Source organism: Micromonospora eburnea (assembly GCF_900090225.1).
GTDB classification, from domain to species: Bacteria; Actinomycetota; Actinomycetes; order Mycobacteriales; family Micromonosporaceae; genus Micromonospora; species Micromonospora eburnea.
The window spans coordinates 4,466,937-4,485,111 of sequence record NZ_FMHY01000002.1; the positions used below are offsets into that span (position 1 = coordinate 4,466,937).

At 69.4% G+C, this 18,175-nt stretch carries 17 protein-coding genes; 9 read left to right on the plus strand and 8 right to left on the minus strand.

What is annotated here, in order from left to right:
• Nucleotides 1–68: 68 nt before the first annotated feature.
• On the minus strand, nt 69–1,055 hold the full coding sequence (locus GA0070604_RS19720; protein ID WP_091120388.1) for a helix-turn-helix domain-containing protein: 987 nt from the start codon (nt 1,053–1,055) through the stop codon (nt 69–71).
• 137 nt (nt 1,056–1,192) lie between these two features.
• On the minus strand, nt 1,193–4,900 hold the full coding sequence (locus tag GA0070604_RS19725) for a S8 family peptidase (RefSeq protein WP_091120392.1): 3,708 nt from the start codon (nt 4,898–4,900) through the stop codon (nt 1,193–1,195).
• 172 nt (nt 4,901–5,072) lie between these two features.
• Between GA0070604_RS19725 and GA0070604_RS19730 the strand changes: the two genes are divergently transcribed.
• Together GA0070604_RS19730 and GA0070604_RS19735 are read left to right on the plus strand one after the other, a co-directional pair.
• Nucleotides 5,073–5,627, plus strand: coding sequence for a hypothetical protein (locus GA0070604_RS19730; protein ID WP_141721347.1), 555 nt, complete (start codon nt 5,073–5,075; stop codon nt 5,625–5,627).
• Between the two features lie 73 nt (nt 5,628–5,700).
• Complete coding sequence (locus GA0070604_RS19735; RefSeq protein ID WP_091120400.1) at nt 5,701–6,006, plus strand: hypothetical protein; 306 nt, start codon at nt 5,701–5,703, stop codon at nt 6,004–6,006.
• Nucleotides 6,007–6,054: 48 nt separating this feature from the next.
• Here GA0070604_RS19735 and GA0070604_RS19740 read toward each other — a convergent pair whose 3' ends face one another.
• A complete protein-coding gene (locus GA0070604_RS19740; RefSeq protein ID WP_091120405.1) occupies nt 6,055–6,321 on the minus strand; it encodes a helix-turn-helix domain-containing protein in 267 nt (88 codons plus the stop codon).
• A gap of 76 nt (nt 6,322–6,397) precedes the next feature.
• Between GA0070604_RS19740 and map the strand changes: the two genes are divergently transcribed.
• From map to GA0070604_RS19755, 3 genes are all read left to right on the plus strand, one after another.
• Nucleotides 6,398–7,216, plus strand: coding sequence for a type I methionyl aminopeptidase (map, locus tag GA0070604_RS19745; protein ID WP_091120409.1), 819 nt, complete (start codon nt 6,398–6,400; stop codon nt 7,214–7,216).
• A gap of 176 nt (nt 7,217–7,392) precedes the next feature.
• On the plus strand, nt 7,393–8,175 hold the full coding sequence (locus GA0070604_RS19750) for a glycosyltransferase family 2 protein (protein ID WP_091120413.1): 783 nt from the start codon (nt 7,393–7,395) through the stop codon (nt 8,173–8,175).
• Nucleotides 8,172–8,888, plus strand: coding sequence for a polysaccharide deacetylase family protein (locus tag GA0070604_RS19755; protein ID WP_091120417.1), 717 nt, complete (start codon nt 8,172–8,174; stop codon nt 8,886–8,888). The genes GA0070604_RS19750 and GA0070604_RS19755 overlap by 4 nt, the downstream gene beginning before the upstream one ends.
• A gap of 299 nt (nt 8,889–9,187) precedes the next feature.
• Here the strand turns inward: GA0070604_RS19755 and GA0070604_RS19760 are convergent, their stop codons facing one another.
• The 3 genes from GA0070604_RS19760 to rph all read right to left on the minus strand — a co-directional run bounded on the left by GA0070604_RS19760 (nt 9,188) and on the right by rph (nt 13,658).
• Nucleotides 9,188–10,132, minus strand: a complete 945-nt coding sequence (locus GA0070604_RS19760) for an acyltransferase domain-containing protein (protein WP_091120419.1) — start codon at nt 10,130–10,132, stop codon at nt 9,188–9,190.
• 294 nt (nt 10,133–10,426) lie between these two features.
• Nucleotides 10,427–10,861 (minus strand): VOC family protein, encoded by a 435-nt coding sequence (locus tag GA0070604_RS19765; protein ID WP_091127279.1) that lies wholly within the window; start codon nt 10,859–10,861, stop codon nt 10,427–10,429.
• A gap of 196 nt (nt 10,862–11,057) precedes the next feature.
• On the minus strand, nt 11,058–13,658 hold the full coding sequence (rph, locus tag GA0070604_RS19770; RefSeq protein WP_091120423.1) for a rifamycin-inactivating phosphotransferase: 2,601 nt from the start codon (nt 13,656–13,658) through the stop codon (nt 11,058–11,060).
• A 562-nt stretch (nt 13,659–14,220) separates the two neighbouring features.
• Here rph and GA0070604_RS33975 point away from each other — a divergent pair.
• From GA0070604_RS33975 to GA0070604_RS19790, 3 genes are all read left to right on the plus strand, one after another.
• Nucleotides 14,221–14,349 carry a hypothetical protein gene (locus tag GA0070604_RS33975; RefSeq protein WP_279615699.1) on the plus strand — a complete coding sequence of 43 codons (129 nt, stop codon included), beginning with the start codon at nt 14,221–14,223 and terminating at the stop codon, nt 14,347–14,349.
• A 40-nt stretch (nt 14,350–14,389) separates the two neighbouring features.
• Nucleotides 14,390–14,614, plus strand: a complete 225-nt coding sequence (locus GA0070604_RS19785) for a PLDc N-terminal domain-containing protein (protein WP_091120433.1) — start codon at nt 14,390–14,392, stop codon at nt 14,612–14,614.
• Between the two features lie 306 nt (nt 14,615–14,920).
• Entirely contained in the window at nt 14,921–15,694 is a 774-nt protein-coding gene (locus GA0070604_RS19790; protein ID WP_091120437.1) for a maleylpyruvate isomerase N-terminal domain-containing protein, read from the plus strand.
• Between the two features lie 264 nt (nt 15,695–15,958).
• On the opposite strand, the gene GA0070604_RS19795 is transcribed toward GA0070604_RS19790, so the two are convergent.
• Nucleotides 15,959–16,393, minus strand: a complete 435-nt coding sequence (locus GA0070604_RS19795) for a nuclear transport factor 2 family protein (protein ID WP_091120439.1) — start codon at nt 16,391–16,393, stop codon at nt 15,959–15,961.
• A gap of 38 nt (nt 16,394–16,431) precedes the next feature.
• Nucleotides 16,432–17,511 carry an epoxide hydrolase family protein gene (locus GA0070604_RS19800; RefSeq protein ID WP_091120443.1) on the minus strand — a complete coding sequence of 360 codons (1,080 nt, stop codon included), beginning with the start codon at nt 17,509–17,511 and terminating at the stop codon, nt 16,432–16,434.
• A 113-nt stretch (nt 17,512–17,624) separates the two neighbouring features.
• On the opposite strand from GA0070604_RS19800, the gene GA0070604_RS19805 reads away from it, so the two are divergent.
• Nucleotides 17,625–18,104, plus strand: coding sequence for a MarR family winged helix-turn-helix transcriptional regulator (locus GA0070604_RS19805; RefSeq protein ID WP_091120446.1), 480 nt, complete (start codon nt 17,625–17,627; stop codon nt 18,102–18,104).
• The last annotated feature ends 71 nt before the right edge of the window (nt 18,105–18,175 follow it).

Below are 18,175 nucleotides of genomic sequence, written 5' to 3' on the forward strand. Positions count from 1 at the left end.
TGGGTCGGCGAGCCTCGCGCACTCATGTCGACCGAAGCGGGTGTGCAGTCCGATCAACGCCGGCGCTGTCACGCCCAGTTGTGGCGGGCGGCGTACCAGCCGAGTTGCATCCGGCTCTGGACGCCGGCGAAATCCATCAGGTTGCGAAGACGGCGTTGCAGGGTGCGCAGGGAGATGCCGAGCTGGCCGGCGACGACCTGGTCCGTGAGACCGGCCAGGAGCAGGGCAAGGATCTTCCGGTCCAGCTCGGTCGGGGTGTCCGCGTCCACTTCGGCAGCATGGGCGTCGGCCATTCCGGCCAGTGCCGACAGCGTGAGCTGATGCGCGTGACGCCACACGATCTCGAACAGCGCGTCCATGGCGGACAGCAGGCCGCTGCGGTGCAGCAGCACGGCACCGGGTTCGCTGCCCGCCTCGACGGTCAGCGGCACCAGGCCCAGTTCGTCGTCGGCCAGAACGAGTTTGATGGGCAGCGATTCGACCACCCGCACGTGGACGCCTTTGCGCAGTGATGTGACGGTCTCGGCGATCATGCCGGGTTCGGCGAGCGCCGCTCGTTCGAGTATGACCCGGTACTCCACCCCTCGGCGCATCATCACCGTTTCCATGGTGTTGGTGCCCGGGGGTACGGCGACGAAAGGCGCGGTGACGAAGTTTCGTACCTGGGTTCGGGCGGCGTGCTGCACCTGCGCGAACCGGTGTCGGATGCTGTCGATTCCGGTGACCACCTCGATCAGTTCGCTGATGCTTCGGCCGGCCATCGCCACGCGGTGTTCCTCGGCGAGGGTGACGAGGGCGAGCTCGGCGGTGTGCAGGCCGTCCCGCCGTTCGCTGATCAGTGCGCCGAGCGCGACTGCGGGCGGCGCGGCCGAGAAATCGCCGTCGGGCGTACGCTTTACCAGCCCGTTCGCGAGAAGTTGGGACAGTGCCGTTCGGACCGTCGCTTCGGGCAGTTGCGTGGTCTGCGCGAGGTCGGCCGAGCTGGCCGCGGTACGTCCGACCAGGTTGCGGTAGACGGACTCCTCATCGGTGCTCAGACCCAACGCACCCAGCATCGGCGGACGCCTCCCCTCGACCCGTCGCTGGGGCATGAGTATGCGCCACCGTGATGGATCTTGAACAGATCCCGGTACCGGGCGATCAGCCGGGGCGGGCCCCGAGACGATGCCGTCTCGGGGCCCTTCGAACGCTCTCACCGCAGGCCGTACGCCCGGATGATCTCCTGCTTGATGCCGAAGCCGGCGTCGGTTGTGGCGCTGGCTCGCACCGAGACGAAGTCGCCAGGCTGCCCTGCCAGCTTGAGCCCGCCGGTCCACCAGTTGTCGGCGTCCCTGGCGAGGGTCACCTGCTGCCAGGTGGTGCCGTCGTCGTACGACACCTCCAGTGTCACCGAGGTGACGTTGCCCGTGCTGGGGCCGCCGCCCGCCTGGGGAATCGGCTTGAGGCGGATCTTCTCGGTGGTGCCGGCCTTGACGTCACCGTGCAGGTCGGTGCCGAGGCGGTACTCCATCTGCAGCAGAGCGAACGGTTCGAAGTTGTCCGCCTCGTTGGAGCTGGAGACGAAGTCCCACTCGGTGTGCGTACGCGTCGACAGCCGCCACTGCTCGGCCGGGCGGGACGCGTCCAGCACCAACCGGTACGGCAGCGTGCCAGCCGGCACCGACTTCCACTGCAGGTCGGAGGAGAACCTGTTCTCGTACAGCATCCGGTCGCCCTGGTAGAGCTTCATGTTCGTCGGCACCGAGCCCCACTCCAGGTTCCCACCGTGCTCCAGCCCATCACCGGACGGGCTCCAGGCCTGCACGTTGATGGTCATGTAGTCGCGGTAGCGGCTGTTCTGCAGCGCGAACGCCCGGTTGAACGCCGGACGGACCGCCGGGGCGAACCAGTCCTGCCGGGTGGTGCTGCCCTTGGCGTACGTGTTGCGGTTGGCCGTGTCCGTCCAGGTGCCCTGGCTGTGCGACTCGTGCCAGGCCTGGTCCGGGGTGACCCACTCGGTGCGGGTGGCGGGGTGCCATTCCCGCTCGGCGAAGCCGAGGGACGGGGTGAAGGTCATGTCGTATCGGAAGCCGCCGCCCTCCATCCCCTCGGTGCTGTTGTAGTAGCGCGCGTCGATCCGGGCGAGGTCCTGCCGGTTCGGGTGGTAGGTGAGTGCCTGGTCCGGGACCTGCCCCGGGTAGGTGCGGGTCAGGTCGTAGAGGTAGGTCGCGTAGGGCACCTGGTTGGCGATCAGCCGCAGCGTGCCGGTCTTGGCCCGAGCGACCAGCTGCGCGCCGGCGTCGCGGTGCACGGTGGCGACCGGGATCGGCGACTGGCCGACCACCTCGTTGAGCACGCCGACGCCGTCGTTGACGACCAGCAGCAGCTTCGCCCCGGCGGCCACGGCGGCGGCGGCACGGTCCTTGGCGCTGACCGCGTCGCTGCGGGTCACCACCACGGCCTTGCCCTTCGCGTCGAGCCTGCCGTAGTCGGCGGCCGTCCCGGTGCCCGCGTAGACCGTGGGCAGGGTTTCCCTGCCGGCGGTGAGCGTGCTGCCCGGCTGGACCGTGACGTCCACGGCCGGCAGGCCGGGAACGTCGACACTCAGCTGCGGCTCGCCCTTGCGCCACCGGGTGACCATCGTGAACGACCCCTGGGTGACCTTGTCCGTCGGCGTGACGTAGAGGTCGTCGTACTGCACCGGCACCAGGAACCCGTCGCGGAAGCTGTCACCGTTGGCGTACTTCACGGTGTAGTCGAGCTTGCGCTGCCGGTCCTGGCTGCGCTGGGGCGTGGCGGTGTCCAGCAGTCGCGCCTTGCTCGCATCCAGCACCACCTCGGCGCCGGAGCCGTCGAGCACGGTCTCCGGGGCCACCAGCAGGGCCAGGCCGAGCGAGTCGGGCTGCTCACCGGGAACGTCGAGCGTCGACTCGACCGTGTAGGTGCCCGGCGGCATCCGCAGCGTCGTCTCACCGTCGATGGTGTACATCCACGGGTAGAACTCGCCGGCCTTTTTGATCACGACCGTCGACGTCGCGGGCTTGCCGTCCCGGCCGATCAGCTTGATCTTCAGGTCGTAGCGCTCGTCCTCCTTCAGCAGACCGAGGGAGGTACGCGTGACCGCGGCGCCCGTGGCGGCGTCGGTGCCGACCAGGTAGCCGGTGAACTGGCCGGCGCCGGGCCTGGTCGGGTCGCCGGTGACCGGGACGGACGCGCTGCCGCCCGCGGGCACCGTCACCGAGGAGGCACCCAACGAGAACGGACCCGAACCGGTGATGGCGAGGTTCAGGGTCACGGCGGTGCTGCCCGAGTTGGTGAACGTCACCGGCTTGGTCACCGGGGCGTCGGTGGGCTCGTGCGGCCAGTCGAAGTTGCCGAGGAAGACCGATCCGGTGGCCCGGACGTCCGCGCGGAGGGCGGCGGCGACGTCGACCCGGCCGGTGCCCACCTCGTACGGCGTGTACTCCGCGGCCAGACCCTTCGCGCTGCTCATCAGCGCTTCCTTGAGCTGCGCGCCGGACCAGTCGGGGTGGCGCTGGGCCAGGATCGCCGCGGCGCCCGACACGTGCGGGGTGGCCATCGAGGTGCCGCTGATCGTCCAGTACAAGCCGGTGCCGGTGGTCATCTGCTGTGAGCGGGCGGCGGTGATGTCCACCCCGGGGGCGGTGATGTCCGGCTTGAGCGCGCCGCTGCGTACCAGCGGACCGGTGCTGGAGAAGTACGCGAGCCGGTCCTGCTTGTCCACCGCGCCAACGGTCAGCGCGCTGGCCGCCGAGCTGGGCGTGCCGATGCTCTGCGGCCCGGAGTTGCCGGACGCGATGACGAACAGCGTGCCGTACCGTGCCGACAGCGTGTCGACCGCGACCGCCATGGGGTCGGTGCCGTCGGACAGCGTCGGGTCGCTCAGACTCATGCTGACGATGTCCGCCCCGGACTCGGCCGCCCACTGCATGCCCGCGAGCACCCAGGAGTCCATGCCGAAACCGTCGTTGCCGAGCACCTTGCCGACGACGAGATCCGCGCCGGGCGCGACACCCTTGTACGTGCCGCCGGAGGCCGCGCCGGTGCCCACGATCGTCGAAGCGACGTGCGTGCCGTGCCCGTTGACGTCGGAGGTGTCCTCGTCCGGCACGAAGCTGACCTTGTCGTCGATCTGGTCGACCAGGTCGGGGTGGCTGGCGTCGACTCCGGTGTCCAGGACCGCGACCTTGACCCCTCGGCCGTCGTATCCGGCCGCCCATGCCTCGGGCGCGCCGATCTGCGGCACGCTTTCCTTGAGGGAGGCGCTGACTCGCCCGTCCAGCCAGAGCTTCGCCACCCCGTCGGCGAGAGTGGGGTTGGACCCGGGGGCGGCCGGTGCGACGCTGGTCCAGACGGTGCGGGCCTGCTTCTTGTCCGCCACCAGCGCTGCGGCACCGACCTGCCGCAGGTCGCGGACCAACCTGGTGCCCCGCGGGGCGACCGGCTTGGCCGCGCGCGTCTTGGCCGGCGGGTAGCTGGCGATGAGTGGGAGGCTCGCGGTCCTCGCGTCGTCGTAGCCCATCTCGATGAGACCGGTGACGTTGAACAGCCGCCGGTCCAGTTTGTCGCTGGTCAGCAGAGGCAGGGCCTCGTCGGGCAGGACGAACAGATCGCCGCCGCTCTCCTGGATCTGAACGCCGCCGGTGGCGCTGTCGGGCCGGTCGACATCGACCGTTTCCATGCCGCTGGCGGAGGTGGTCACCGTGACCACATCGCCGGTGATCAGGGTGATGGTGTGTGTGGACCTGGTCTCGGTCTTGGGGGCGGCACCAGGGCTCGCCGCGGTCGCGGGCGTCTGGATCGCGGCTATGCCGCCGGCGATCAGTCCGGCCGCTGTCGCCGCTGCGATCAATCGACGCCGCAGCCGGCCAGGCTCAGAGGGCTGCATGGGAAGTGACATGCGGAACGTTCTACCGATGCCGTTGCTGCCCCGTGAAGGGCTGGCGCTGGCGGAGTCATGCCAAGGCACCACCCCGCCACCAGCTCGATCCGCCGTCCTCGTCTCCTGGCCAGTGCCGGAGCACGACCGCCCGACCAACAATGGATGGTGGAGCATTCGTACTCTCATGACCATGGCAATGCGTAGGCCGCTGCTGGTGGTTGCAGGCGGCGTGTCTGCTGGGATGCTGCTGGCGGCCGCCGGGTGGGCCGCGGCCGGATTCCTGCTCATCCGGGACGACCGGGCGGAGTCGCGCGCCTGCCAGGAGTCCGTGAAGGCCGCGGAGGCGAAGGTTCGCACCGACCGTTGGGATCCCCCGGAGGACCTGCCGGGCCTCGGCGCCTACCCGGAGATCCACTGGCAGCTGCGCGCCTTGGGCAACCCGTGTTCCAGGGTGCCCGGCCCCACCGACTGGGCGTACCAGGGCGTGGTCAAGCTGCGCCCGGAGGACGCGCGGACGTTGGCGAAGCGATACGAATTCGTACCGTACGAATCCGTCAACCTGGACGAACTTCCCGACGACAGCAGCCCCGCAGACGTCTGGCCGGCCCTGGCGCCGTTCCTGCCTACCGAGTCGCGGTGGCTGCACAGCAGGTCGTACAACGAGACAGACCCGTCGCCACTATGGCGGGTCGCCTTCCTCGACGTCGAGCACCAGACCCTCGTTTTCATGCTCAACGACCACTGATGCGGCCATAGACGGCAGTCGATCGCGATGGCCCACCGACAAACTGACCGCGCTGCGTCTCGGGCGACGCTTGGTGGCCGAGGTACCCGCCTGCGGGCCAGGCCGGCGAGCGTTCGTCGAAATCCGACCTGTCGCGACCGCCGCCGACTCCGACGCGCGACGGCAGGGTTGGAACCAATCCGACGGCGACCGCACCTTCAGGCTGGAGCACTGGGACTACGACGCCGACCAGATCTCCGGCTTCGACTACGACATCGATACGTTTCTGGTCGCCGCCACGACCGCCATTGGCGAGGCTCAACTCGTCGCGACTCTCGACGCATGGAAACTGCGGCCCGAGCAGTTCCGCTACCCCTGGCAGACCGACGACCCGAAATAGCAGGTGGCCGAAGGGGCGCACCTCGGCGATCACCGTGAGTCACCCAGGCTAGGACGCCTGGCGGATGGGCATGTCGGCCAGCCAGACGTCGGCCAGGTCGCCGAGGGGGACGTCGAGGGCCTGGCTGAGGCAGACCACGGTGCCGAACGCCGGAGCGGGAAGGCGGCCAGCCTCGATCTTGCGCAGCGTCTCGGGGGAAATGCCGGCCGCCAGCGCCACCTCGACGAGGCTGCGGCCCGCCCGCGCGGCGCGGAGGGCGGCTCCGAGGCGCTGGCCCGCTGCGATCTGTTCGGCGGTGAGTGGTTGGCGAACCATGTCAGCAGGATATCCCCTCCGGGGCATCCCCCACCTGGCATGGTATAAAAATACCGCTCATGGAGAGGGGGCTGTCATGATCGAGCTCAAGTCCGCCGAGGAGATCGGCCGGATGGCGGTGGCCGGCCAGTTCGTCGGCGAACTGCTCGCCGAGCTGAGCAACATTGCCGCGGTCGGCGTCAACCTGATGGACCTCGAACACCACGCGCGCCGCCGGATCAAGGAACGCGGCGCCGAATCATGCTACTGGGACTACGCCCCTTCGTTCGGCCGCGGCCCGTTCCGCAACGTGCTGTGCCTGTCGGTCAACGACGCGGTGCTGCACGGCCTGCCGCACGACTATGTTCTGCGCGACGGTGACCTGCTCAGCATCGACATGGCGGCCGGCATCGACGGTTGGGTCGCCGACTCCGCGCTCTCCGTCATCGTCGGCACCCCCGACCCGGCCGACCTGAGGCTGATCGAGGCCACCGAGGTCGCACTGGCGGCCGGCATCGCCGCCGCCCAGCCCGGCGGCCGCCTCGGCGACATCTCGGCCGCGATCGGCGAGGTCGCCCGCTCCTACGGCTACGGCGTCAACGCCGAGTTCGGCGGCCACGGCATCGGCCGCACCATGCACGAGGACCCGCACGTCGCCAACAACGGCCGCGCCCGCCGCGGCGTGAAACTCGACCCCGGCCTCACCATCGCCATCGAGCCCTGGTTCTGCCGCTCCACCGACAAAATCAGGTTCGACAACGACGGCTGGACGATCCGCTCCGCCGACGGCTCCCGCACCGCCCACTCCGAACACACCGTAGCCATCACGGCCTCCGGCCCCCAGGTCCTGACCCGCCGCCCCACTCACGGCGCCGCCTCGGCCGATCCCACCAGAAAGCCCGCCACAGCCTCCTGATCCGGCACCGGCATCGATACCGCACCCGAACCAGCTACCACCCGGTGCCGACTCCGAACCTGGTTACGGCTGGAGTATTAGGGGGAAGACCAAGACGAGTTGGGGGGATAGCCCCCGGTTGGAATCGGGGGCCTTCCGGATCGTTTCGGCGGATCCGCTGCCCAAGACTGAAGCGCATGGCAGAAAGCCCCAGGTTCAGCATCGTCATCCCGTGCTTCAATGAGGCTGGATATATCACCGACGCTCTCCTCGCCCTGCAGAAGCAGGACTTCGACGGGGTGTGCGAGGTCATCGTGGTCGACAACAATTGCACGGACGACACCGCGGGCATCGCTCGCGACCTCGGCGCGCGGGTCGTGGTCGAGCCGGTGCCCGGGGTGTGCAACGCCCGCCACCGCGGCACGGAGGCGGCGCGTGGTGAGATCGTCATCTCGGCCGACGCCGACACGGTCTACGACCGTGACTGGCTCAGCCGTATCGACGCGCGGTTTCGCGGCGATGAGCGCATCGTCGCGGTCGTCGGCCCTTGCCGGTACGCCGACGGTCCGAGGTGGGGCCGGATCTACGGCCGGACGCTGTTCGGAGCGGTCAACGCCGTCTACCGCCTGACCGGCCGCGCCGTCTACGCGAGCGCGACGAACATCGCCTTCCGCCGCGAGGCCTGGACAGGTTACGACACCAGCCTGACGCAGGGCGGCGACGAGCTCGACCAACTGCGCCGGCTGCGGAAGAAGGGCCGGGTCGTCTACGACCATGGCAACCCGACATACACGTCGGGTCGGAGGCTCTCCCGCGGGCTCGCGTACAACCTGTTCGTGACCCTGCCTGTGCACTACCTGCTGACCTACACCGTGAACCGGATCGCGGGGCGGCGCTTGCTCGGATCGGCGCCGGCGTTCCGCGACTACGCGGGGTCGTTCGAGGCGACCCCGGCGGTCGGCCGTGAGGCGGCCCGATGATCGTCCTGGCCGGGCTGTTGCCGCTGGCCGTGCTCGGCGGGGCCTACTGGCTGCTGATGTCGCCGTTCGCCCCGTCATCGCGCGACTACCCCTACCACGGCCCCGCCGCCGAACGGGTGGTGGCGCTGACCTTCGACGACGGCCCGAACGAGCCGTACACCTCACAGATCCTCGACATCCTGGCGGCACACGACATCCGGGCGACCTTCTTCCACGTCGGACAGTGCGTCGAGCGTCACCCCGAGGTCGCCATACGCGCGATCGACGCCGGCCACGTCGTGGGCAACCACTCGCTGAGCCACCGGTTCGGCACCTACCTGCGACCGAGGGCGTACGAGCGGGAGGTCGAGCGGACCCAACGCATCCTGGCGCGGGTCACCGGCCGAACCCCGGCGCTGGCCCGCACACCCTGGCTGTGGCGCCAACCGGCGCTACTGCGGATGTTGCGCCGAAGCGGCCTGCACCCGGTCGCCGGCGAGTTCGGCCACGCGCTGGAGGTGTTTCAGGTGTCCGGCGTACGGATGGCCCGCCGCGCCATCGCCAAGACGCGCCCCGGCTCGATCCTCATCTTCCACGACGGGTTCGACGCCCGGGGCGGCAACCGTGCCGAAACGGTCGTCGCGGTGCGGGAGACGATCGAGGGACTGCTGGCCCGAGGCTACCGTTTCGTGACGGTGGATGAGCTGCTCGGCGTGCCCGCGTACCAGGCGTAGCCACCGAAACGGCCGCGCACCGGCTCGGCGCAGCGGGATGCGTGATTTCCCGTGCCTGGTGGCCCGGTCGCGCCTACCGGGACCTGTCACGATTCCTCACGTCCGGCGGAGGTCAGGTGGACGCTGAGACCGAGCGTGACCAGCGGCGCCGCCCAGCGCACCGTCCGGCTCCCGGGGACCAACGAGGTCATCGCCTGGGCCGATGACGAGCATCTCGTCCTTCGCCAGTGGCGTGACGATCGTGAGGGGTCGGAGGTGCAGGCGGTCGACCTTGCCAGATCGCCACTGCTGGATCGCTGCTAGATCGGGAAGCGGCCGCGGCGCCAGCGCCAGTTGCGGCCGGCCTTCAGGTGGTCGACGACCGCGCGCTGGAGCACGGTGCGGCGCGGCAGCTGGTCGAGCGGCGTGCTCAGGGTGCGGAACACGAACCGCAGCACCTCGACGTCGGCGTCCAGCCCTTCCGGCTCCTCGTAGGGCTCCAGCTCGAACCTCCGCTGGAACCGGACGATGTTGGAGTCCTCGGGCAGGTACTCCCGCAGCTGTGGGTCGAGCAGCCACGAGCCGCAGGAGAACGCGGTGTAGCGCTCGTCGGGGAAGTGGCGCGGAAAGAACACGCGGGCCTCGTCGAGCGACGCCGCGACCGCCTCCGGGGTCAACGGCCCCGAGTCGGGGATGTGCAGGTCGATGGCGGTGCCGCCGCGCTGGTGCTGCAGCCGACCCAGCTCGTAGATGCCGCCGCGCGCGTGCAGCGTCAGCCAGCTCTGCATGACCGGCCAGCCCTCGCGGTGCATCCGCCGGTCGATCGTGAGGTTGCGGCCCAGGTCCGCGAGGGTCACCCACGACACGGCGTCGGCGATGCCGTGGTCGCGGTGGTACGTCGTGACGACGTCGACCAGGGCCAGGTACGCGTACACGTAGAGATGCCGCCAGGCGGGGCCCCGTTCGCGCGGCAGCTCCGGACCGGGCGGCAGCCAGCCGTGGCCCCCGAGATCGGCGCGGACCAGGGCGATCGAGCGGTCGAGCAGCCAGCGCAGCTCCGGGGTCCACAGCGGAGAGTCGGGGTCGGGCCAGCCTGCCATGATCTCGGCGGCGTCGTCCGGCCGCACCGCGAGTCGGTCGAGGATCGTGGGCGCGTCGGCCTTGGCGGGCAGCGGAGCCGACGGCCGGTCGCCGGCGAGCCGGTGTACGCGCTCGATCTCCTCGACGGGTACCCCGAGCCGGGCGGCGGTGTCGTCCAGATCCACGCGTACGACCCTACCGGTCGGTGAGGTCGCCGGTTCTCCGCCCGAGTTGCCTCACCTGGGCGCCGTCGGCGGTGGTCTACGGCCGATGGACCCTGCACGGTGTGACAAGCCGTGCGGGGCGCGGCGCGCGTTGTCCGCGCGGTGAGCGGATGTTCGCGCCGGTCGCCGCAGCGTCCTGCTCTCGGAGACCGAGGCATGGATCTGGATCAGGACCGTTGGCGTGCCGCAGGGCGGCGACCCTCGTGGTGGCGAACTGCACCAGCCGACCCACGAAGGCGCCGCCTTCGCGACCTCTCAGGCGAGACAGAACTCGTTGCCCTCGATGTCCTGCATCACGAGGCACGACTCGTTTTCGTCATCGGCAGGCAGTAGTCGCACGCGTACCGCGCCGAGCGCGACCAGTCGTGCGCATTCGGCCTCAAGTGTGGCCAGGCGCTCTTCACCCACGAGCCCGGTGCCGACCCGTACGTCAAGATGCAGTCGATTCTTGACGACCTTGCCTTCGGGAACGCGCTGGAAGTACAGTCGCGGGCCCACCCCTGAGGGATCACTGCAGGCGAACGCTGAGCCCTGCTTCTCAGTCGGCAGCGTGCGATCGAAATCGGCCCAGGTGGCAAACCCCTCCGGGGGCGGCGGTACGACGTACCCCAACACCTCGCACCAGAAACGAGCGACGCGCTCAGGTTCTGCGCAGTCGAAGGTGACCTGGATCTGCTTGACCGTCGCCATCGGCCCACCATAGAGGGCGGGCCCTTTCGTCGTCTCCACCGGCCCGCCTAACTGGGTTGTGGCGGACAGCCTGATCAGAGCCACCGGACACCCTGCGTGCCGGGACGGTGATCCGTCAGCGCGCCCACAGCTCTCCCATCTGACGACTGCTCAGGGTTGTTCGGCCGGAAGCTACGGATGGGCGTTCTCGGTGTGATCAGTCAGGCAGGATCTCGACGTACCCGTCGGTTCCGTGTACGCGGATCCGCTGCCCGTCGCGAATCAGTCGGGTGGCGTCCACCACGCCGACAACGGCGGGCAATCCGTACTCCCGTGCGATCACCGCGCCGTGAGTCATCAATCCGCCGACCTCCGTCACCAGGCCTGCGATGGCGACAAAGAGGGGCGTCCAGCTGGGGTCCGTGTGGGCGGTGACGAGGATGTCGCCCGGTTCGAGATCGGCCCGTGCCAGTTCCAGGATGACGCGGGCCCGGCCCTCGATGGTCCCGGCGGAGACCGGTAGGCCGATCAGCGCGCCGGCCGGCAGATCGTCGCGTCGGTACTTACCGGTGATGGCCTCGCCATCCGACGTGAGCACCCGGGGTGGCGTGAGCGCCTGATACGACCTGAACGCGTCCTTGCGCCGGCCGATGAGCTGGTCATCCACGCGGTTCGTGCGTACGACGTCGTGGAGTTCCTCGAACGTGAGGTAGAGGATGTCCTCCTTCTCACGCAGTACGTGGGCCTGCACGAGGCGCTCGGCTTCTTCCATCAAGGCCCTCTTGTACACGAAGTAGCGGCTGATCATGCCGTACTTCGGATACTCCCGGTACCCGATGAAGGTCCGGACCCGGTCGATCATCCGCTTCGTCTCTTCGGCCTTGCGCTCCCCGTCCGGCAGGGCCCGTAAGCGCTCCAGCAGCTCCTGCTCCTTCTTCCAGGCCTCCTGCCGGCCCTGCTCGAAGCGCCGCTCGCCGGCGCCCGGCTCGAAGTTCTTGATGTTGCCGAGGATGATGGGCAAGAGGGTGGAGGGGCACTCGCTCCACCGCGGCCGCGTGATGTCGATCTCGCCGGCGCAGCGCATGCCGTACTTGTCGAGCCATGCCTCGATGGCGTCTCGCGCCTCCCGCCCGCCCGCGAGCTTGGGCAGCTCGTCCAGGAAACCCTCGTCCTCGACGTGCTGCAGAAACGCCACCACGTCCGGATACGGGCGGATCACGTCAGCGACGTCCAGGAGCGCGAGCCCCATCTCCGAGGTGACGTTGTGGGGCACGGACTGCGTGAGCGTGTCCGCCGCGTTCTTCTCGCCCAGCCACGCCTCCAACTGCTCGTTGAGCCACCACGTGGCCTCCATCGCCGACATGAACACCTGATGGCTCTGCGGATCGAACAAGATCCGCCTCAGCTCCTGGATGTCCATCCGGATGAAGTCGAGCAGCGCCTCTCCGGACTTCATCCGGATGTCGCGTTTCGAGGCGGCGACGGATGCCTCGCTGCGCCCGATCAGCTCGGTGACGATGGACGGATCGGTCTCGATCGGGGCCGGCGCGGCACCGACCTGTGGCCCGGGCTGACCCTCGTCAGGGAGTGGCCGGATGAAGCCGTCGCGCTCGAGGATGGTCTGCAGCGCGTCCCCGGTCAGTGGATCGGATCTTCCCACGAGCTCCAGGAGGCCGGCGCGGCTCGCCGGCGAGGCCAGCCTCTGGGTGACGTCGACGAACAGTCGGCCGCCGGCCTCGGCCATGGGCGCGGGGGTCGTCATCTGCCAGAAGGAGAGCCCCAGGGGCTTCATGGGGTCGGTCATCATCTGCTGGTGGCCGACGGAGAGATAGACGCGGTTCTCCCGGTCGCCGGACTCGGGAATGGGGAACAGCGTGGTGATCGGCCGGCTCTGGACGATCTGGAAGTCGCCGTCGACCAGGCACCATTCGATGTCCTGGGGGCGGCCGAAGTGCGCTTCGATCCGCCGGCCCAACTGCGCGAGCCGTACGACCTGCGCATCCGTCAGCGCCGGTTGGTCCTGCCGCTCCGGGTCGATCGCCTGTTCCTGCGTCCCGCCCGCCGGCGAGGCGTGGACGGCGAGTTGCTTGGCGCCGACCGCCCTGGCGACGATTTCCCCGTCGCGCACCTTGTAGACGTCCGGGTTCACCAGGCCGGAGACCAGTGCCTCGCCGAGGCCGAAGCTGGCCTCTACGGAGGCGACCCTTCGATTGGACGTGACGGGGTCGGCTGTGAACAGGATGCCGGCCGCATGCGAGAAGACCATCTGCTGCACGATCACGGCCATGTGGACCGTAGGGTGGTCGATGCCGTTCCGCTGGCGGTAGGTGACGGCCCGCTCGGTGAACAGCGACGCCCAGCACCGACTGACGTGCTGGAGGATCGCCGCCGGGCCCACGACGTTCAGGTACGTGTCCTGCTGGCCTGCGAAGGAGGCCGTCGGCAGGTCCTCTGCCGTCGCGCTGGATCGGACGGCGTAGGCGGCCTGCTCGCCGAGCTGGGCGAGAGCGCGGGTGATCGCCGCCGCCATGTCGTCGGGAAGGACGACCGCTTCGATGGTCCGGCGGATCTCCGCGCTGAGCGTGCGGATCGCCTCCCGGTCGTCCGGGTTCAGGCGCGACAGCTGATCGAGCCGATCGTCGATCGAGGGCGCTTCCGCCATGATCCGCCGAAAGGCGTCCGTCGTCACGCAGAAGCCAGCCGGCACGCGGATGCCTTCGATCCGCGACAGCCCGCCCAGGTGCGCGGCCTTGCCGCCGACGACCGCGACCTGCGTCTCGTTGACCTCGTGAAGGCCCAACACATACTGCTCGCTCATCGCGACACCTCCGAGGCAGCCGTGCTCCGGCGCACCGCCCCGGCCGATCGGATCACCGGCGCCCCGAGCTGTGTCGAACCTTCTGCCGGACGCATCCTCAGGTCTGGTTGGCTTCCCTCTGGCGTGTCGGCCGGCCGCTGCGCCCGGTCGCGCGGCGTACACCCCCGCACCTCCGCGTCGAGCGCCCGCAACTGCACCGCCGATCTCATCAGCGGTTCGAGGTCGCCGCGTCCCCCGTACATCGACAACACACCCACGTCGTACCCCCATTTTCTCGTGGTGCTGTGTCCGGCCGCCGATTCTGCGGCAAGCCCCGGGTCTTGCCGCAAGCCCCCATCTGCGCTATACGTTAGAAGTGGCAAGGAGCGCGGTCTTCTTGCCTTTACTTTTGTCGTCCGCCGCAGGGTGAGACCGTTCGACCGCCTGGAGCCGTGCCGGGCGCCTTCGGCGGGTGCCGGCCCCCCACGGCCGCCGCAGCGCCCAGGCGCTCTCAGACGCCGGTGGCCACGGCTGCATCGCCCGGGTGGGCTTGGCCAGCGCGGCCGTCGGTCAGCTCATCGCCGTGACCGAGGTGGTTCGGCCGAGCAACCGGGACCTCGGCAACGTGCTGCTCAGCCTCCCGATCCTGACCGCGGGCGGCCTGGCCAACGCCGGGTTCGCCGCCGGAAGCCTGCCTGGCCGCCTAACGTGACAATCGACAGGGCTACTGCCGGCGAAGGGGAGAACTAGCCATGGCCAAGCAGAAGTGGAAGGACCTCTCTCGGGAGCGACGGGCCGTGATCATCGCCCTAGGTTCGGTTGAGCTGGCGCTCACCGCCACCGCAGCGGCTGATCTTGCCCGGCGGCCAGCCGATCTGGTTCGCGGTCCAAAGCCCCTCTGGTGGCTGGCCATCTTCGTCCAGCCCGTCGGTCCGATGGCGTACCTCACCTGGGGTCGAGGGTCCAGCGCACGGTGACCCGGGCCGAAGATGGGCCATAACCAACGGTTGGTCGGTCGGCCGCACCCCCCTTCCCGCCGGATCGCTCCCATACCCGGATCGATGTCCCGCAGCGCCGACAGCAGGCTCGGATCGGGGCGGCACCTGCACCACCTGGCCCAACCTCCGCGGTTCGGCCTCAAACGGTGCGCCGGGGTCTCACCGACGGCGAGCGGTGCGCGGAGTTTCAGGACGACTTCGGCGCCGGCGCTCCGCCCGGCTGTCGACGCGTTCGTCGGACAAATTCGCTACCCAGCGGCCGGAGCGCAGTGATACACAACCGAGGTGCAAAACATTTTGGACTTTCCCGAGGTCCTGCGGCTGATCGAAGACCGCTCGGCCGCGTTCCGCGCCGCGATCGCGTCCGCCCCCGACCTTGACGTCCAGGTCCCGACCTGCCCCGACTGGACGCTGCGCGAACTGGCGCAGCACCTCGGCGACGGCCGCCGCCGCCAGGCCGCCATCATCGCGGCGGGCCCGGGCGCTGAGCCCCCGGCGAGGACGGACCCGAAGGGCGCCCCGACCGCGCCCCGCGACCGCGAAGCCCTGGACGCCTGGCTCGCCGAGTCGACCGAGCTCATGCTCGACGCGATGCGCGAGGCCGGCCCGGACCGCGGCTGCTGGACCTGGTGGGGCCGGTCGCAGGCACCGGAGACCAGCGGAGCCGTGGCCCGGCACCAGATCCAGGAGATCGCCGTCCACACCTACGACGTCCAGCTCACCCAGGGGGCCGCACAGCCGCTGCCGACGGACGTCGCGGTCGAGGGCGTGGACGAGTTCCTGACGACCGTCTCGGCGACGACCGTCCCCTGGCCGTTCAAGCCGGCGACCATCGACCTGCATACGACCGAGGGCCGCTCCTGGCGGCTGACCCTCAACGCCGACGGCGTCCGCTGCGACGACCTCGCCGCCGACGTGGAGCCGGGCGACATGGCGATGCGAGGCGCAGCGAGCGAACTGGTCCTCTACTTCTACCAGCGCGTCCCGCTCGACGGCCTGGAGACCACCGGCGACACCGAGCCGATGGAGCAGCTCGCAGACTGGGACCCGAACGCTTAAAACACGCACTTGTGACGCATCTGTCGGTTGTGCGCGCGCTCCTGCGGGCGCCACTGGGCTCGGTTAGCGCCGGGGCTCGCGGCCGATGCGGGTCACTCGGCCGTGCACCTTGCGCAGGTCGGCGAGCAGGGCACGTCCCGCACCGTGTCCCCGCCGGCCTGCATTAACTGGGCGATCACTGGAACTCGGTTGCCGCCGGAGGTCTGTCTCAGCCAACCGGTTCCGGCCCGGCGCCGCCAACCCGGTAACGTTCCCGGTCAGAGACTAGAGAACCCGCCCGATGGCCTCGGTCAGTGCGACCGGGGTGACCACGAGGCGGTCGAAGCGCCAGCCGTCCTCGGTTCGGCGCGCCCCGTAGCGGTGGATCCCGGCCGCGATGGCCTCGGTCCTGTCGTCCAGGACGAACACGGCGATGTCGTGGGCCCGCACTGTGGCGGTCTCGCCGTCGACCTCGATGACAAGGTTGGACTTGCTGTGCAGGGTGCGGGCATACGTGTCGTGGCCCGAGCGTACGAGTTCGATGAGCGCCTGGATGCCGTGGGCCTGCCCGCGCGGGGAGTTGACGACGACGTCCTCGGTGAAGAGCCGGTCGGTCTCGTCGTAGCGCCCTTCGTCGATCCACAAGCTGTGGCGGACGACCAGGTCGGCAAGTTCGGCGCGGTCGGCGAGTGCGCGGATCATGGTTTCGGTGCTGGTCATGATGGCGTCTCAAGTAGTTTGGCTAGCTGACGTTCGGGTCACTTGATGTGGGTGAGGAAGAAGTCCCGGATGTCCTCGGCGAGCAGGTCCGGCACCTCCATCGCGGCGAAGTGGCCGCCACGGTCGAACTCAGACCAGTGCCTGATGTCGTACAGCCGCTCGGCGAGCGGTCGTACCGACAGCGTGATGTCGTGCGCGAATACCGCCACGCCGAGTGGCACGCGGCACGGCTGCTGGCTCCCTCGTGGGGCGTCGTGGTGGAACCGGCCCGAGGAGGCCGCGGTCGCGGTCAGCCAGTACAGCGAGATGTCGGTGAGCATCCGATCGTCGCTGACCGGTGTGGCGGGGTCGGTCCACTGTGCGAACCGCTCGGCGATCCAGACCAGCTGGCCGACCGGCGAGTCGGTCAGCGCGTAGCCGATGGTCTGCGGGGTGAGCGCCTGCAGGGCCTGGTACGGCGGGCGGTTTGCCATCAGCTGCCTGACCTTGTCGAGTCGGGCCTCATCCGCTTCGGACACCTCGACGTCGGGGTCCGGACGGGTCGGCAGGTAGTTGACGTGCACGCCGACGACCTGCTCGGGTGCCACCGCGCCGAGCGCCGTGGAGATGCCCGCGCCGAAGTCGCCGCCCTGCGCGCCATAGCGCTCGTACCCCAGGCGGCGCATCAGCTCAGCCCAGGCCCTGGCGACCCGGACGGCGTCCCAGCCGCGCTCGCTGGTCGGCCCGGAGAACCCGAAGCCAGGGATGGACGGAATCACCAGGTGGAAGTCGCGCGACAGCGGCTCGATCACGTCGAGGAACTCCAGGAACGAACCGGGCCAGCCGTGGGTGAGGATCAGCGCGAGCGCGTCCGGTTTCGAAGACCGGATGTGGACGAAATGGATGTTCTGGCCGTCGATCTCGGTGGTGAAGTGCGGAAGCTCGTTGAGCTTGGCCTCGTGCTCGCGCCAGTCGTAGCCGGTGCGCCAGTATTCGGCCAGTTCCTTCAGCCGCGCCAGCGGGAAGCCGTAGTCCCACCCGGCGTCGGCGACCTCGTTGGGCCAACGGGTGCGGGCGAGCCGGTCGGTCAGGTCGTCGAGGTCGGCCTGAGGAATGTCGATGCGGAACGACTTGATCATGGTCTCGACTCCAGAAAGATTCGTTCAACACCCAAACGTTCGAGCTATGAACGTTTGGCTCCCGAACGATAACACGATCGTTGGTGCTCCGAACGGTTCGTTAGACTTGTCACATGGAGAAACCACCCGAGAAGACGGCCGCCAGCTGGGAGAGCTTGCCCAGCTGGCTGCTCACCCAGACCGCCAGCCATGCGCACCGCCTGGTGGCCGACGGGTTTTCGTCCGTCGGCGCCCGCGGCTACCACTACCGGCTGCTGGCGACGCTGGAGGAGTTCGGGCCAGCCAGCCAGGCCACGCTGGGCCGCCGTAGCGGCATCCACCTCAGCGACATGGTGGCGGCAATCAACGAACTCGCCGATCACAAACTGGTCGAGCGCACCTCGGACCCCGCCGATCGGCGGCGCAACATCATCACGCTGACCGCCGTGGGCAAGCGGCAGCTGCGGCGACTGGAGAAGCGGCTGGCCGAAACCCAGGGCGAACTGCTGGCTCCGCTGTCACCCGAGGAGCGGCAACGGCTGACCGAGCTGCTGTCCAGGCTGTTGGACCACCACAACCGGCGAACCGGCAACCCCGAAGAGCCGTGGCGCTGACCGTGAACGTGCTTGAGAATTCCTCGACGGCCCGCGGTCCGCGAAGCCGTTGTCAGAGTTGGGGGCACCCC